General features: G+C 56.8%; 16 protein-coding genes. 6 read left to right on the top strand and 10 right to left on the bottom strand.

Annotated elements, in window-relative coordinates; all coding sequences use genetic code 11:
* Nucleotides 1–184: 184 nt before the first annotated feature.
* Complete coding sequence (locus KQX66_RS13825; protein ID WP_216793301.1) at nt 185–1,141, top strand: hypothetical protein; 957 nt, start codon at nt 185–187, stop codon at nt 1,139–1,141.
* A gap of 81 nt (nt 1,142–1,222) precedes the next feature.
* Here KQX66_RS13825 and KQX66_RS13820 read toward each other — a convergent pair whose 3' ends face one another.
* From KQX66_RS13820 to KQX66_RS13805, 4 genes are read right to left on the bottom strand one after another with little or no spacing between them, the layout of a single operon-like run.
* Entirely contained in the window at nt 1,223–2,206 is a 984-nt protein-coding gene (locus tag KQX66_RS13820; protein ID WP_216793299.1) for a BtrH N-terminal domain-containing protein, read from the bottom strand.
* Nucleotides 2,181–2,771: a beta-sandwich domain-containing protein gene (locus KQX66_RS13815; RefSeq protein WP_216793297.1), complete on the bottom strand. Its 591-nt coding sequence runs from the start codon at nt 2,769–2,771 to the stop codon at nt 2,181–2,183. The genes KQX66_RS13820 and KQX66_RS13815 overlap by 26 nt, the downstream gene beginning before the upstream one ends.
* Before the next feature lie 12 nt (nt 2,772–2,783).
* Complete coding sequence (locus tag KQX66_RS13810) at nt 2,784–3,803, bottom strand: RnfABCDGE type electron transport complex subunit D (RefSeq protein WP_253957134.1); 1,020 nt, start codon at nt 3,801–3,803, stop codon at nt 2,784–2,786.
* 43 nt (nt 3,804–3,846) lie between these two features.
* Nucleotides 3,847–4,473, bottom strand: a complete 627-nt coding sequence (locus KQX66_RS13805; RefSeq protein ID WP_216793295.1) for a helix-turn-helix transcriptional regulator — start codon at nt 4,471–4,473, stop codon at nt 3,847–3,849.
* 283 nt (nt 4,474–4,756) lie between these two features.
* Between KQX66_RS13805 and KQX66_RS13800 the strand changes: the two genes are divergently transcribed.
* Nucleotides 4,757–4,957: a hypothetical protein gene (locus KQX66_RS13800; protein WP_054976766.1), complete on the top strand. Its 201-nt coding sequence runs from the start codon at nt 4,757–4,759 to the stop codon at nt 4,955–4,957.
* Between the two features lie 89 nt (nt 4,958–5,046).
* On the opposite strand, the gene KQX66_RS13795 is transcribed toward KQX66_RS13800, so the two are convergent.
* Genes KQX66_RS13795 through KQX66_RS13785 form a run of 3 tightly spaced genes read right to left on the bottom strand, consistent with a single transcriptional unit; the run spans nt 5,047 to nt 7,631 of the window.
* Nucleotides 5,047–5,835 (bottom strand): ABC transporter permease, encoded by a 789-nt coding sequence (locus tag KQX66_RS13795; protein ID WP_216793293.1) that lies wholly within the window; start codon nt 5,833–5,835, stop codon nt 5,047–5,049.
* A gap of 4 nt (nt 5,836–5,839) precedes the next feature.
* Entirely contained in the window at nt 5,840–6,649 is an 810-nt protein-coding gene (locus KQX66_RS13790; protein WP_216793290.1) for an ABC transporter permease, read from the bottom strand.
* Complete coding sequence (locus KQX66_RS13785; protein ID WP_216793288.1) at nt 6,633–7,631, bottom strand: ABC transporter ATP-binding protein; 999 nt, start codon at nt 7,629–7,631, stop codon at nt 6,633–6,635. The genes KQX66_RS13790 and KQX66_RS13785 overlap by 17 nt, the downstream gene beginning before the upstream one ends.
* A 237-nt stretch (nt 7,632–7,868) precedes the next feature.
* Between KQX66_RS13785 and KQX66_RS13780 the strand changes: the two genes are divergently transcribed.
* Complete coding sequence (locus KQX66_RS13780; protein WP_216793286.1) at nt 7,869–8,657, top strand: phytanoyl-CoA dioxygenase family protein; 789 nt, start codon at nt 7,869–7,871, stop codon at nt 8,655–8,657.
* Nucleotide 8,658: 1 nt separating this feature from the next.
* Complete coding sequence (locus KQX66_RS13775; protein WP_216793284.1) at nt 8,659–9,003, top strand: VOC family protein; 345 nt, start codon at nt 8,659–8,661, stop codon at nt 9,001–9,003.
* A 654-nt stretch (nt 9,004–9,657) separates the two neighbouring features.
* On the opposite strand, the gene KQX66_RS13770 is transcribed toward KQX66_RS13775, so the two are convergent.
* Genes KQX66_RS13770 through KQX66_RS13760 form a run of 3 tightly spaced genes read right to left on the bottom strand, consistent with a single transcriptional unit; the run spans nt 9,658 to nt 12,086 of the window.
* The gene (locus tag KQX66_RS13770) at nt 9,658–10,851 is read right to left on the bottom strand and encodes an aminoacyl--tRNA ligase-related protein (protein ID WP_216793282.1); all 1,194 of its coding nucleotides are present in this window, start codon (nt 10,849–10,851) and stop codon (nt 9,658–9,660) included.
* Between the two features lie 32 nt (nt 10,852–10,883).
* Nucleotides 10,884–11,723 carry a phytanoyl-CoA dioxygenase family protein gene (locus tag KQX66_RS13765; RefSeq protein ID WP_216793280.1) on the bottom strand — a complete coding sequence of 280 codons (840 nt, stop codon included), beginning with the start codon at nt 11,721–11,723 and terminating at the stop codon, nt 10,884–10,886.
* A gap of 18 nt (nt 11,724–11,741) precedes the next feature.
* Nucleotides 11,742–12,086 (bottom strand): VOC family protein, encoded by a 345-nt coding sequence (locus KQX66_RS13760; protein ID WP_216793278.1) that lies wholly within the window; start codon nt 12,084–12,086, stop codon nt 11,742–11,744.
* A 270-nt stretch (nt 12,087–12,356) separates the two neighbouring features.
* Between KQX66_RS13760 and KQX66_RS13755 the strand changes: the two genes are divergently transcribed.
* Together KQX66_RS13755 and KQX66_RS13750 are read left to right on the top strand one after the other, a co-directional pair.
* Complete coding sequence (locus KQX66_RS13755; RefSeq protein ID WP_308647236.1) at nt 12,357–13,259, top strand: glycosyltransferase family 2 protein; 903 nt, start codon at nt 12,357–12,359, stop codon at nt 13,257–13,259.
* A gap of 42 nt (nt 13,260–13,301) precedes the next feature.
* Nucleotides 13,302–14,636 carry an aminotransferase family protein gene (locus KQX66_RS13750; protein WP_253957132.1) on the top strand — a complete coding sequence of 445 codons (1,335 nt, stop codon included), beginning with the start codon at nt 13,302–13,304 and terminating at the stop codon, nt 14,634–14,636.
* The last annotated feature ends 7 nt before the right edge of the window (nt 14,637–14,643 follow it).

Below are 14,643 nucleotides of genomic sequence, written 5' to 3'. Positions count from 1 at the left end.
TTTGGCGGGAGGGCGCTCGGCTTTTGCCGTTCATCGGCAGCTGCCGCCTCCAAACTACGAAACGAACGAAATGCGCGAGCTCAAGTAAAGCAGAGAAGAAGCCGGTCGCTCCACGTATCATGGAAAGAGAACGGGCATCGTTTTCACCTGCAACCACTCAACTGAAACGGAGGAACCAAGCCACATGAACGAACGAAACGCAATAACGGTCGATACGGAAGATTCGCTTGTCTTAGGGTATCCGATGCGCAAACGAATCTATTGGGCGCTGATAGGCATCGCCGTCGGCGTCTTCATCGCCGGGTTCTGGAACTATAAGCTTGTGGACGGCTTCGGCAACGAAATCGTCGCCGGCCACACGATCGGGAAAACGTCCGAGCTGGCGGGCTCCTACGGAGAACGCGGACTCGGCTTCGGCTTCCTGTTCGCATCCGTCGCCGGCTTGGCTGCTACTTTTACCGCTTGCAATTGCGTCGTGTTCGCGATGATTCCCGGTCTGGCCTGCGCGGACCGCCGATTATCCCGATCGGCCGCGCTCCGGGCCTTCGGCGTGTTTGCCTTTGCCGTCGTCGCGGTCTGCCTGCTGTACGGCTTGTACATCGGCAGCCTTGGCACAGCCGGCATCGAGGCGTTTACGGATCGCAGCGTTCGCCTGGGGCGGGCCCAGGTCACCTTTACGTCGCTTGGCATCGTTATGGTCGCTTGGGGCGCGTTTGTCTTCGGATTTATGGACGGACTGAAGTCCCGGCTTCCGGCCGCCGTGCGTTCGTTCTTCGCCCGGCCGCTGACTCAGGCGGGGATCATGGGAACGATGGTCGGCATTTTCTCCATCGGCCGGCCGTTTCCCGTCTTTCGCGACTTTCTCGTCTATGCGGCTTCATCCGGCAATCCGCTCTACGCTTCACTCGCCATGGGCGTGCAGGGACTCGGCCAAATCGCCTTCATGGTGCTCTTGTTCCTCGGCCTCGTCTACGCCTTCGGCAGCCGGCTCCTCCGCTGGGCGGCACAGCGCCCCCACCAGTCGCGACTGGTCAGCTCCGTCGCGCTCTTCATCGGGGGCGCCTATTTCATATACTATTGGGGCCTGGCCCGGGCACTGGATATTGGCAGCTGGGGCTTCAAGCTGGGCTGGTATCACTAGTAGCTCCACACCCAAAGCGCACAAAAAAAGAAGCGAAGTTTGACGCCCGTTCAAAACTTCGCTTCTTTTTTGCCGCTCCGCCTACCGCTCCGGCATGCTCCAATCGGGATGGGCCAGCAGCCACCCGGCCAATGCCTGCGTATGGTCCGCTTCCGCCTCCAGCAAACGCGCAAAGCGGCCTTCGATTCGGTCACGCAGCGATCTCGCTTCCTTGCGCAGCAGCCCTCTGGCGACCATATTGCCCATCACCTGCCAGTGCTGCGAAGCCTCCAACGCTTTTCCGGCGAGCTCCGGCAGTCCGCACAAGCCGAGAAACACATGAAAATGATACCGGGTGAACGAAACTTCCTTAATCATCTTGTGCGTCAGGTCGAGCCATTCGCTCTCGGTTTCCAGCAGCCGCATCAGCTTTTCCCCAAAAACCGGAATCGCCGGCAGCCCGTGCCGCATCGTTTCGTCCAAATCCGCCTCAGGCGGACGCCCCTGCATCGCATCGACGTTTCGCTGAATCGCCCTGCGGTGCCCGAATGAAGCTCCGGCGCAGTTTTGCCCCGCCTGCCGGGCCAAATAAAACAAATGCAAATCCTTATATCCGCCGTATCTCGATTGGTACGACTCCATCGCAGCGAGCAGGTCTCGTCTGGAAATCGGTCCGACATACTGATAATAATGATCGCACACGACGTAACCGTCCGGCGCCGTCCCAATCACCTCGACCGCATGCGAATCGTGCGCTTGCCGGTAATACGCATGGTACGGCAGCTCGTACATGTCCGAGATGACGCCCGCCGTTCTTCCCAACGCCAGCCATTCGTCAAGCTGGACGGCCAGTTCGCCGGCGTCCGGGCTGCAGGCTTCGACCCAATCGATTCCATGATCGTCGGCCAATTGCCGCCGAACCGGCGTATAATACGGATCGACGATGACATAGTCTCCTTCGTCTTTATATCCGAATCCCGCCTGATTCCACACGAGCTCCGTCGGGACGCCGAGCCGTTTCAGCATGGCGGCCACAATAATTTGCATACAATTGTGATAGTTATGAATATACGGTGCGTAATCCATTCGGACTCCTCCGGTATTCCAGCGTCATTGCAAAAATATGCATGGAAGGATTGTCTTCGAACACAAGAGCGCGCGCCGCCCCGGCCTCCCCGGGGTACGGAATCGAACAGATCCACAGATTTGGCCGTACATGCGCATATCGGCCCGATACCATGTGCATGTACGGAAGCGTCATCGCCAAGCGGTCGCCGAAAGCCGGGCGGTCGGACACGAAATCCGTCAGCGCCAGTCGCGCCGTATGAAGCAGCCGGTCCCCCGCGACAAAAGAAACGAGGTCGAACGAATCCCCGTTCGCCGAAACGCCCAGCGCATGAACGCAGTCAAGCGTTCCGGGCATCCACGGCAAAGCGACCGTTTGGCCGGACGTTTCGATATTGTCTCCATCCTCCGACGTCTGATACCGGAACGGAATGCCGCCGAACCGGTACATCCGGCCAAACCGGACCGATTCTGCCGGAAACGAAGAGGAGCCCATGGTGAGTCTGCCTTCCTCGCACCGGGATTCGTAAGTAAATCCCCGGTTGTTGAAATAAGGCCGCAAATCCATCGCATGAAAAAATCGCACGAGCCTGTCCTCCTATGAATCTATTGACTTGTTACGGCGCTTCAGCGATAGGAGACGGTACGGAATGCCGTACAGCACGGTCACAATAAAGGCCGCATAAAACAACGAATTCGTAACCGCCTGAAGGCGGAACAGCGCGTCGACGAACGCAATCAGAAACGCCGCCGTCATCCGTGCCGCCGGGCGGGGAGCCGTCGTCTTCGGATCGGTGATCATGAAAAAGGTGAACAATTGAAACGACGCGCCGAGCATCGGTCCGAAGGCGTAATAAAGCGGTTCGCCGAACAAGTAATGGCGCAGGGCCGCGAACAGCACGAAGCTGAGCACGAACGCGAGCACCGTGTCCAAACGCTTGGCCACGCCCGCTGCGATAAAGCCCAGGACAAGGATCAAGATCATCACATCGATGCCGTTCGTCCACTGCTTCGGCGTGCTGACCGCATATTGGGGCAGCACGAACAGCAGAAACACGATGGCGATGTTGTTCGGATTGAATACATGGCTGCCTCCGATGCGTATGACATATTTCATGACGATCGCCAGGACGGCGGCCAGCACATAAGGCCAAACCAGATAGGAGCTGAGCAGCAGGCTGAGGCCGATGCCAGAAATGATAGCGCTTAACGGAAAAATCCATTTTTTTAGAACAATCCTCGCCAAAAGAAGCTCGGTTGCCACCGCGCTAAGAACGGACGCAAAGAAGCTGTCCCATCGCTGGAAAAAGCCGAGAAAAAATTGTCCCGCGAAGACAAAGCTAATTAAAAACAATAAAATGAAATACCGGGCGTCCCACTTGATTTTTGCGGCCATGACGGCTAGACCTCCTAACGAAATGGGGTGATACTGCCCCGCCGAATAGAAGAAGGACATATGCACCATATGAAACGGACTGCTGTAAAAGTAAGGATCTCGCGGAACTTCCGTTTCCGCGTTGGAGGTGTCCGAGACGGCGTCCGTGCGTTCGGCTTCCTCGCGTATCGCCTCTTCCAGTTCGATGTAGCCGGTCTCCCCGGTCTCTCGTTCAGGCTTCATGTTCAAGCTCCTCCTTAAGCAGAATTAACGTTCGGCTCCCGCATTAACCCGTGTAGGCTTTCGACGGAATACTCATCGGTATGGACGGCGCCGGCTCGAAAATGGATTTCCGGTAAGCGGACGGACTGATACCGACCAGACGCTTGAATATTCTGGAAAAATGCGTCAAGTCGTTGTAGCCGACCGAATAGCAGACGCTTGTCACCGACTCTCCTTTAATCAACAGCTTTTTAGCCGTTTCGATTCTGCGGCTCATAATGTATTCCTTGAAGCCAATTCCCGTTTTTTTCTGAAACACTCTTGAGTAATGATATTTGCTTACAAAAATATGGTCAGACACCGTTTGAAGCGACAGGTCGGTTTCACAAAGGTTTTGATCGATATATTTCAAAGATTCGTCGAACAACGAATGCTCCTCGACGCACTCGGGACAGGGGGCCATCCTCTGCATCCAATCGTTAACCAATTGAATGTGAGATTCTCTGACCTTGGTCAAGATCATGGTTGGACTGTGGTTCGTCACAAGCTCGTGGACATACCATGAAGCCGGGAATGCGTCGTCGAAAGTTAAAAACGCTATCAAATGATAGCGGCGTGCAGTTGCAATTTTCACGACTTCTTGAAAGCATCCCGTAATGACCAGCTGTGTTTTATGGGAGAGCTGACTCATAATCTTGCTGCTTTCTTCGCAATCACCGGGTTTTGGAAATATGAATAACATACTCAAGTAAATCGCTCCTTCCCCTGACCATGATTTTGTTTCATTTTACAACAGGTAAATTTAGGAACGATCTGCATTTGTTGCTAACCTTTAGTCTTAATTTGACATATTTTCTTCATATTCCCCTCTATAGAGCGCAAATTCACCCGACAATCCGACAACAAAAAGCGAGTCCTTCCGTTTCGGCGATCGTATGCTAAAGGCAGCACAAGTAAAGGAGGAACGGTCGTTCATGTATCCATTCGATCGCTTTGAGATCGGGCTGCCCGACCGGCAGGCCGATTATCCGACACAGGTGGCGGATTGCGCTTATGTCCGATGCGCGAACCCGATTTATGCCGGGGAACCGAATTGGCATTATTACGGGGAATGGTTCTGCAGCTCACTGTGCATCGCCAAGCACCTTGGGGCGGATAAACGCTGCGCGAATTAATCGGAATTGACGCGACAGGAGGCCCATACGCAAACTTAGGCTGTCGAGCTGGTCGGCAGCCTTATGTTCGTTCTTGCTTGCCCTTTCGATCACGAGCCCGCGCTCGTATAGAAGCGGACGGACGTCCGCCAAAAATACCAGCTGGCCGCAAACCATACCGGCGCAAGCAGCAGCGTGGCGATCAGCATCTCCGCAGATCCTTTGTCCAGCAGCAGGCCGACCGGAACCGTAAACACGAACAGAACCGGCAGCGCGTAGGAAAAGACGATCCGCGAGACGCCCCCGTATACCGTGGAGGGCACGAACAAAAAGCCGAACAGCGAAAAAAACACCTGATTGACGAACTCCGCCCGCTGGACCCACATCGACAAGGTTACGATCACCATGCACACCGAGTACAGCATGACGAGGCCGATAGCGGTAAACAGCAGCGCCCCTCCGAGCCGAATCCAATCGGTCTCCCAGCCGATATGCGCGGAGCTGTAGAGGATCATGCCCAGCGCCGATACGAGATTCAGCGCAAAGCCCAGATGCGGATCCGACAGCGAAACCATGAACTGGGAGTGGATCGGCTTTAACAGAACAAAATCGAGCCGGCCCGTCGTAATTTTTTCGGGAAGCGTCTGAAGGTTGTTGATCGCGAGCATCAGAAACAGCGTAAAGAACAGCTCGGCGAACCCCCGGTAAAACAGCATTTCATACTTGGTCCACCCCGCAATAGCATCCACATGGCCGTAAATCGTCCGGTAAAAATAGACGAATAAGCCGAAATTCACGGACATCCCGACGCCCCAAAATATAAAATGAAGCGGCGACTGCATTTCCCGAATTAGCGCGATTCGCAAAAACGTCAAATAGACTCTCCCGTACCTTCTCACGCGTTCATCCTCCCACCGCCTGATAACTTTTCACGCCTTTTCGCCAAATCCAATACGAGACGGCCGATAATATGCCGATCCACAGCAGCTGGCAGCCGATCCCCTCCACAATCTGCCGTTCGGTGAGCCCGTTCGTGCAAATTTTCGCGGTAAAATATACTTGATACGGAAATGGAACGAGACGGAAAAGCCATTCCAGCGATGCAAACACATCCGGCGGGAACCACATACCGCTCAAAAACCAGTAAACATTGCTGAAAAATATAAACAGCACATGATACCGCACGAACCAAAAAGCCACCAAGCCCAGGCAGTAAAAGATCAGAAAGCTGATCGCAAGCCCGAGCAGTGCGCTCGCGACCGCCCAGCCCGGCTGCTGCGGAAGCGCATCGGGAGCGAGCAGACCGGCCGCCGTCAATCCGGGCAGCAGCACGACAAGCGGGATGAACAGAAGCGCAAACTGAATGCTTCGGCGTCCCGCATTGACGAAAAACATATACGCGAAATAATGGACCGGTTTGTTCAAATACTGGTTCAGTTTACCGCTCTCGATATCGCCGGCAATCGTGTAATGGATACCGTCCGCCAGGACGACGTATTTCAACAGCGCAATAACGACCAGGTACAGCGTCATGGAATGGGCATTGTAGCCGGCAATGTCCGGCGTTTCGCGGAAAATCATCGCCCACATCGCCAGCGGGATGAGAAGCGTATACAGATTGATCAGCCAGCTTATGACAAAATTTAACCGGTACGTCATCGCATCCTGCACGGTAAGCAGCCAGACAGTCCCGTATTTACGTAACCTCCGCATGCGGATTCTCCTTCCCGTACAGCCGCTCGATCGTATCTTCGATGGGCGGCTCCTCGACGCTGATATCCACCGGCATCCAGCGCCCGGTCGAGGCGATGAAATCCGGTACCCGCTCCCGTTCCAGCCGAAAGGTAAAATCGTAGTCCCGCCAAGACACCAGAACATCCCGCCGCTGATCCAGCCATTCCTTTTCCGGAAGCGAGGCAAAGCGGACCTTGACGATCTGCCCTCCGCCCATCCGGCGTTTGGCCTCCTCCAGACTGCCGTCGTAGACGATCCGGCCTTCGCTAATGACAATAATGCGACGGCAAAGCGTGACGATATCTTCCATGTAATGGCTGGTCAGCATAATCGTCGTCGCGCCGCTTCGGCTGTATTCGCCGACAAAGCTGCGCAAGCTTCGCTGCGAGGTCAGATCGAGTCCGATCGTCGGTTCGTCGAGAAACACGATTTTCGGATCGTGCAGCAGCGAGCCGATGATTTCCATCTTCATCCTTTCGCCAAGCGACAAATTGCGCAGCGGCACGCTCAGCAGCGGCCGGACCGACAGCGCGGAGGACAAGTCGTTCACCCTTTGCCGAAAACGCTTCTCCGGTATTTCGTAGATATCCCGGTTGAGCGTGAACGAATCGATCGCCGGAATGTCCCACCACAACTGGCTGCGCTGGCCCATCACAAAGCTGATCTGCCGCAAATATTCCCGCTTCCGCAGCGAAGGCTCATGCCCGAGTATGCGCACGTAGCCCGACGTGGGGGACAGGATGCCCGAGCACATCTTCAGTACGGTGGTTTTCCCCGCCCCGTTCGGTCCGATGAAACCGACCGTTTCGCCCGGCTCAATGCCGATATCGATGCCTTTGACCGCCTCGTTCACCCGATATTCAGGACGGAAAATACCGCGCAGCGCGCCTCTAATCCCTTCCTGTTTCATCGGGACCTTGTACCGTTTCGTCAAGCTTCTGACATCCACTGCTTTCCGCATAGCTTCGCTCCTTTTGATCGCTCAAGGCTTCGTCTTGTGCCATCTTAGCATGGGAGCAAGCGCATCAATAGGCGTACGTTGGCCTACTGTTCGGCGTTCGCTGTGCATCGCCGCACTCCGCAACAACCCCCGGACGGCCCGGCAACAAACGCCGAGGCAAGCGCTTTCGTTTTCACTTATAGTGGGACAAGCGGCTGCGGGCCGAAATCCGAATATGGGACAAGGCAGGGAAGAAGGATGACCAGATGGATGACAACCGATGAGCGAGCGTTTTTTGAAACAAACGGTTATGCGGTGATTCAAGGGCTGTATACCCGGCAGGAAACGGAAGAGATGAAGCAAGAGCTGGACAAAATTTGGCTCGACCGCATCGTCGCGGGCTCCATTGTACAGCAGCCGAAGCGGCCGCTCGACAGCTTGTTTCCTCCGCTGCGCGACGTGCATCTGACCAGCGAGCACCTGCTCGGCGTTATGACCGATCCGCGCCAGTTCGACCTCGTCGAACAGATCATCGGCGAAGAGGCGCTGGCCATCGGAACCGGTTGCTTTTTCAAGCCCCCCGGGGCGGCAGCGCTTCCGTTTCATCAGGATAATTACGATATCGGGGTGTATCCGGGCACGACCTGTGCCGTATGGATTTCCCTGGATGACACCGATCCGGATAACGGCGGACTTCGTTTCGTGCCGGGAACGCAGCATCTGGGGCTGCTTCCGCCGAAAATTCCAGGTCACGCGTCCGTTTACGGACAGGCGGTACCGGTGCCCCGTGGCTACGAAGTGGCCCATGTGCGGACAAGGCAGGGGGATGCCGTCGTATTCGGCGGAAACATTTTGCACGGATCCAACCCGAATGTGACCAAGTACCGCTTCCGGCGCGCTTTCGTCACGCATTTCGCCGGAGTCGGCACCGAAAAAATCATGGTGCATCACCTCGATTTGCGCAACCGCCATGGCGAGCTGATGCAGCGCCGGATGAACCGCTATCATAAGCTGCAATTTATCGACGAATATCAAAGGAGGAAATGACATGTCCGAATTGTTCAGCCGAGTGGATACCGTATTTCTCATCGCCGAGGAATTTGACCGGTCCATCGAATGGTACGGGGAGAAGCTCGGATTGACGCCGGGATACCGTTCCCGGGGCGCAGCGACCTTCCACGCAGGAAGCGGCACTCCCCTTACGCTGATCGACGCCGCCGTGCTGGAGGAGGAGCATCCGATCTTCAACTTTTACACGCCCGATATCGATGCGGCCCACAAGCATCTGACGGAGCGCGGCGCCGATCCCGGCCCGATCCGCCATTACGGCGATATGGCCACCTTCGACTTCCGCGACGTTGACGGCCGGCTGCTAAATGTCTGTCATTATTGAGGCTTTGCGCGTATAAATCCGGTACCTTTTACGAAAACAGGCGCTAACGTGGTTAGCGCCTTAGCCTGTTAAGAAACCAGCTTCGCGTAGAAATTCTCTGCATACGCCAGTGGGGTATATCCATCCAGCCGCTGCCCTCCCCCGGAAAGTGAAGTAACACTTGGAAGCTTATTCCGATTACTTTCCGTGGCCCCCTATCTACCCGTGAATTTGATTACAATTAGCGGTATTTTCACGGGTTTCAAAGGCTATGGGATATCCCCCACCTCTATTGGGCTGAGTTTTTCTACTTCTAGAGTTTCTCAGCAGCCCAAGGCGCTAACATGGTTAGCGCCTGGAATTGTTGAAAAAGTGGATTTTCACAAAAATAGAGGAACATACGGAGGTGGGGTATACACTGGAGGAGCGATAGCGTTCACCTTTGTCTGCGGGAAATGTCCGCTGTTTAAGCGGCTTCAATCAAATTTCCTGCAGACCCGGGGTCCCCGCAAAGTACTCGGACCAGCTTCTCTGATTTAACTTCACTTTGTGGGGTGGAGCAGCGACCGGAAGTGTATACCCCACCCCCTCGTACTACCTGTAGTGCTCCCCGATCACTTTCCCAACATGCTTAGGCGCTAACGTGGTTAGCGCCTGTTTTCAATACCTGAGGAGTCAGTGCGGCCGATAAACTCTCGCCCCGCCGATCAAAGGACGCTCCCCCCGGTGCCGGCCATTCGACGGGATGGGAAAAAGCGTCTCCCGCACCGTCTGCGGCCACTCCTGGATGACCGGCCCGTGCGTCATGAGCAGCGCCTGTACCCAGCGGTCGATGCCGAAGCCGACGCAGCCCGATTGGAACGTATGGCTGCCGTCGTCGATCCCGAACGATTGGCATAAAAGCGAGCCGCATAAGTTGAACGACGTAATGGCAGCGTCAGTCTGGTCGTCCGGTGTCACCCGCAATTCGTACTTCAGCGCGCCGGTTTGCTGGTAGAACAGCATGGCGCCGTCGTCGTGAAAATAAAACGGGTCTGTCGCCGTTTCCAGATACCCGCGCAACCCCAGCCGCTCGAACAGCGCCCACGAATCCTCCACAAGGGTGGCCCGCATCTGCTCGACCGGCTGTTCCTCCCCGAGAAACACGATTTCGCGCATACGGAATTCGCGCACCCGGACAGGCGACAGACGCGCCCGGTGCTCATGACGGTAACACGGACCGGCGGCGGAGAACAATTCCAGCTTGCCCGGTTTCCGCCGTTCGGCGGCTAACTCCGCATACACGTGGTAGCAGACGCAAGGCTGCAAATACAGCTCGTTATGACGCATCAGCTCCCCGAGCGGCTGCTGCTCGCTCAAATGGGAGCGGCAGCGCTCCAACGTTTCCTGCTCATGCTCCACCTCCGAAACGCCGTACACGTTTTGCGGATAATGGTACATATAGCCGCTGCGCATCATGTGCTCCATCGTCATAAAGGACGGGTAGCGCCTCATCTGCGCGCCGTAGCCTGCCGCCATGTCAAAAAACAACCGGTCCAGCGCCTGCTCGGCCAAAGCGGCATCCCCGGTCAAACGCAGGCTGCCGACCGGCGCGAGCGGGGCCTGCTCCCGGCACGGCCGGGGCGGCTTGGCCATCCGGTTGTCCTTCAGCGTCTTGCGCGGGATAAGCCGGATCTTCAGGTTGTCATGCAGGAAGCGCTCGGCCTTCCGGCGAAAGGCTTCCTCGTCGTCCCCCTCGTAGTCGACCTCAACCTCCGTCTCGCCGACCCGCACCGCCGTGATGCGTTCGGACAAGTAATACATCGACTCCGCCACTTCTTTTGCCTTTTCCCTCGCTTTAGGGCTGGACAAAGCATAACGGAAGCGCATCTCCGTCTCCTCCTCTCCATTCGTGCCTGGATTTAGTTTCGCTTAATATATTGATCGTACAAAGCCGTGTCCTTGTACGTAAAAATCGATTGCTGCATTTCGATGATTTTCGGGGACGAATTGAGCTTGCGCCTTACCCTCCCGCCATGCTTGTCCACCAGATACCCGTAATTCAGGGTTACTTTCTCCAGACTCGCTCCGGCAAAATGCGTGACAAACGAACGGCGATACCGGTACGCCGACTTGTTGCGCGTCGAACCGTGATACATATTGCCGTTGAAAATAACGACGTCGCCCGGAGAGGTGCGGATTTGAACCGGTTCATATCCTTCCGGCACGTACAAAACTTCACTGCTGTAAGCGTTACAGCTTCCCGGCAGAACCTCGGCGGAGACCAGGTCCAGCTTCTGCGTTCCCGGCACGAAGAGCAGGCTACCGTTCTCTTCGTCGGCCGGATCGATGCTTACCCATACCGCATAAGACGTGCCCGGCCACACGCCGATATGGTAGTTGTCCTGATGATACCCGAGTCCCCTTGTGCCCGGCGGCTTGTAATAGTAGCTCGATTGAACCGCAACCGGCTCTTCCCCGATCAGCTCCTCCAGCGTCGCAATAATCCGGGGCTCCAGCATGAACTTTACGATCTTCTCGTTTCCCCGGTGAAAATCCCGCAGCCGGTTCGGGTACAAGCTTTCCAGCGGCCGATCCGGATGCTGCACAATTTCGCCCGACGCAAGCAGCCCGAGCCAGATGGACAAATACTCGGCGCTTATTTCTTCCAATTGCTCCGGATCGTACGCTCCGCGAACGACCAGATAGCCCTGTTCTTCAAAAAACGTCTTCTCCTTCGTACGGACAAGCGATTGGGTCATTTTCGATCCTCCTCCGCGTTAAAAATGGCACACGTTCAGCAGCTGCCCGCTATCATCCCTGAAATCGAACGTTTGTACGGTTCCGTAATCACGAATCGGCCCGACCTCCACTCCGAGAAGCTTCATTTCCTCATAGGTCTCCCGAAGGTCGGACGTGTAAAAATTGAAAAACGGACACTCCTCCTTCACCGCCTCCTGCGGCACGAAGGTGATCGGCGTTCCGTCGCCCGCCTTCAGCGTGGCGATCAAATCGGTACGCCACTTGATTTTCAAGCCGAGCGTCTCCGTATACCACCGTACCGTCCGCTCCAAATCGGGCACGCGCAGCAGCACCGTATCTATCCGTTCCAGCCGATGCTTCACCTGAATCCAACCTCCTGTTATCGGAACTGCCGTGCGCGAAGTCCGCACATTCGCCATCTCCCCCCGGCCTCCGTTCCCTTTCCTTCCGAATTGTAGCACTGGCCGGCGAGCGCTTTCTCTGCCCGGATTGTCCGTCAATCGGGTTTTGTTGCTTTCTTTTCCGGCCGCATCCAAAACCCGATCGCTCGCCAAAAGCCGAGTCGCCCGTGCGGACGAGCGGCTATAATCCGTAACAGCGGCGCCGGGCCGGCGGCCAACTGACGAAAAGAGGTGATTCCGTTGCGCGAAATCAGTGTGGTCATACCCGTATACAATCAGGCGTACCCCCTGTCTTTAACCCTGTACGGCTTTACGCGGCAGCCGCCGCCGTTCGACCGCTGCCGCATCATCGTGGTGGATGACGGCTCGTCCGAGCCGATCGAAGCGGTTGTCGAGGCCTACCGCGACCGACTGAATATCGCTTATGTAAGGCTCCCCCGCAAAGGCCGGGCGGCGGCGAGGAATGAAGGCGTACGCCGAGTGGGCGAAGGGATCGTCGTGTTTTGCGATGCGGACCGTATCCCGCGGCCGGGCTTCTTGCAAGCCCATTACGAGGCGCACTTCGCCGCGGAAACGAGGATGGCCGTCGGCCATGTCCGCGAGCTGTACGTTTCGGAGCCGGAGCGAAACCGGGAGCTGGTGCTGGAACGAATTAGACGGGAAACGCACGACCGGGTGCCCCAATTTTGCCGATTGGTGTACGGCCTGTTCGATGCCGACGGCGGCACCTCCGCGGCCGCGGCCTGGGTGTCGACCTTAAGCGGCAATTTGTCCGTTCCCGTAGAGCTGTTCCGGCGGCTCGAAGGGTTCGACGAACATTTTCACGAGTGGGGGTTCGAGCACATGGAATTCGGCTACCGGGCGCATCTGCAAGGCTGCCGGTTCCGATATGCGCGCCAGGCGGTCAACGTGCATTTGGCCCATCCGCGAAGCGACTCCTCGTACGAAGCGCTCATTCGCCAGAGCCACGCCTACTTTTACCAAAAGCACCCCCAGCCGGTGATCCGGCAGTTTCTCGGCTTTATGCTGGGCCATACGAGCCTGCGGCAGCTCGAACAGACGGCGCTGGCATGCGAGGGAACCGGCAGCGCCGCTTCCGTTCCGGACGGATTTGTCCGGATCACGAATTTTTAACGAATAGCCTCTCCAAGTCCAATGAAAAGAGGAGCTGCGCTCATGACCTATATGACAGAAGACGGTTCTAAGCCGTATCCGGTGCTTCATCCATTTACGTATATGCCCGAGCCATCCGCGTTCGATTCGGGCAGCCCTTATATCCGTCTGTGCCGCGCCCAAGGATGCTGGGCGTACGACGAGCAGAACCGGGCATACCTGTACGCAACGACTGGTGCCACGTCAGTCGGGCTCGGACATCCTCGCGTTCTGGAAGCAATAGCAAAGCAATATGCGGCGCTCAGCTTTGCCTCCACATGCGCGCAAAGCCATCCGCTTGCGGTCCCGCTCGCGGAACGGCTCATTCGACTGTGCGGCGAGCACTACGCCAAAGCGTTCTACAGCGCCGACGGCTCCGGCGCGGTCGAATCGGCCATGCGGCTCGCCAGACAATACTGGATTGCGGCCGGCCAGTCCAAGCGCTCCAAGTTCGTTTCGCTGGAGGGCGGCTATCACGGGACGACGTTCGGCTCCGGTTCCGTCACGCATCTGGGTATCCGCGAAATGTTCGGACCGGGACTTGCGGGGTGTTACAGTGCCGCGACGCCCAATCTATACCGCCCTCCGGTTGAAGGAAAGCCGGAATGGATTGTTTCGTTTTGCCTCGATCATCTGGAGGAAACGATCTTCGAAGCCGGACCGGACGAGGTGGCTGCCGTGCTGCTGGAGCCGGTGCAAGGAGTGAACGGCATCGTTCCCCTTCCCCGGGAATATGTGGCCGGGGTACGCGAGCTGACCCGCAAATACGGTATTCTGCTCGTGATGGACGAGATCGGGACGGGACTCGGACGGGCGGGGCATTGGACCGTATCTCAGCATTTCGGCATCCAACCGGACCTGCTGACGGTTTCCAAAGGGCTGACAGGCGGCTATTTTCCGCTAACCGCCACATTGCTCTCCGCGGAGATGGACCGGCTTCTCTTCGGCCGAGGCGGTTTTTTTCTGCACGGGGTGACGCTAAGCGGACATCCGGTCGGCTGCGCCGCCGCTATGGCCGTACTGGACATTTTGGAGGAGGAAGGGCTTGTGGAGCGCTCCCGCCATGGGGGAGCCGCGATGCTGTCCGAGCTGAAAAGCGGGCTGGGAGATCATCCGTTTGTCGGCGACATCCGGGGCATGGGCATGATGCTCGCTATCGAATTCGTCGCTTGTAAGGACAGCAAGCAGCCGGTAGACGATGCGTTCGGCTTGCAGCTGTCCAAGCTGCTGCGCGAAGCGGGCGTCCTCGGCAGCTTCTTGAGCGGCGTATTAACGCTGTATCCGCCGCTGACGCTCGGGCAGGACGAAGCCCGGCAGCTGACGAACGCCGTGATCGATGCGGTGAGCAAGTTGTCATGAATAGTTG

The sequence above is a fragment of the Paenibacillus oleatilyticus genome, from assembly GCF_018998565.1.
In the GTDB taxonomy this organism is placed as follows: Bacteria; Bacillota; Bacilli; order Paenibacillales; family NBRC-103111; genus Paenibacillus_G; species Paenibacillus_G oleatilyticus.
The sequence above is the reverse complement of the archived record's forward strand: the minus strand, read 5'-3'. Positions and strand labels throughout refer to the sequence as shown.

Excerpts from the sequence above, each read along its gene's own strand:
- KQX66_RS13820 (WP_216793299.1), bottom strand. The coding sequence starts at position 2,206 with ATGGATTACGCACCGTATATTCATAACTATCACAATTGTATGCAAATT.
- KQX66_RS13790 (WP_216793290.1), bottom strand. The coding sequence starts at position 6,649 with ATGCGGAGGTTACGTAAATACGGGACTGTCTGGCTGCTTACCGTGCAG.
- KQX66_RS13800 (WP_054976766.1), top strand. The coding sequence starts at position 4,757 with ATGTATCCATTCGATCGCTTTGAGATCGGGCTGCCCGACCGGCAGGCC.
- KQX66_RS13780 (WP_216793286.1), top strand. The coding sequence starts at position 7,869 with ATGACCAGATGGATGACAACCGATGAGCGAGCGTTTTTTGAAACAAAC.
- KQX66_RS13775 (WP_216793284.1), top strand. The coding sequence starts at position 8,659 with ATGTCCGAATTGTTCAGCCGAGTGGATACCGTATTTCTCATCGCCGAG.
- KQX66_RS13765 (WP_216793280.1), bottom strand. The coding sequence starts at position 11,723 with ATGACCCAATCGCTTGTCCGTACGAAGGAGAAGACGTTTTTTGAAGAA.
- KQX66_RS13810 (WP_253957134.1), bottom strand. The coding sequence starts at position 3,803 with ATGAAGCCTGAACGAGAGACCGGGGAGACCGGCTACATCGAACTGGAA.
- KQX66_RS13750 (WP_253957132.1), top strand. The coding sequence starts at position 13,302 with ATGACCTATATGACAGAAGACGGTTCTAAGCCGTATCCGGTGCTTCAT.
- KQX66_RS13785 (WP_216793288.1), bottom strand. The coding sequence starts at position 7,631 with ATGCGGAAAGCAGTGGATGTCAGAAGCTTGACGAAACGGTACAAGGTC.
- KQX66_RS13825 (WP_216793301.1), top strand. The coding sequence starts at position 185 with ATGAACGAACGAAACGCAATAACGGTCGATACGGAAGATTCGCTTGTC.
- KQX66_RS13770 (WP_216793282.1), bottom strand. The coding sequence starts at position 10,851 with ATGCGCTTCCGTTATGCTTTGTCCAGCCCTAAAGCGAGGGAAAAGGCA.
- KQX66_RS13805 (WP_216793295.1), bottom strand. The coding sequence starts at position 4,473 with ATGAGTCAGCTCTCCCATAAAACACAGCTGGTCATTACGGGATGCTTT.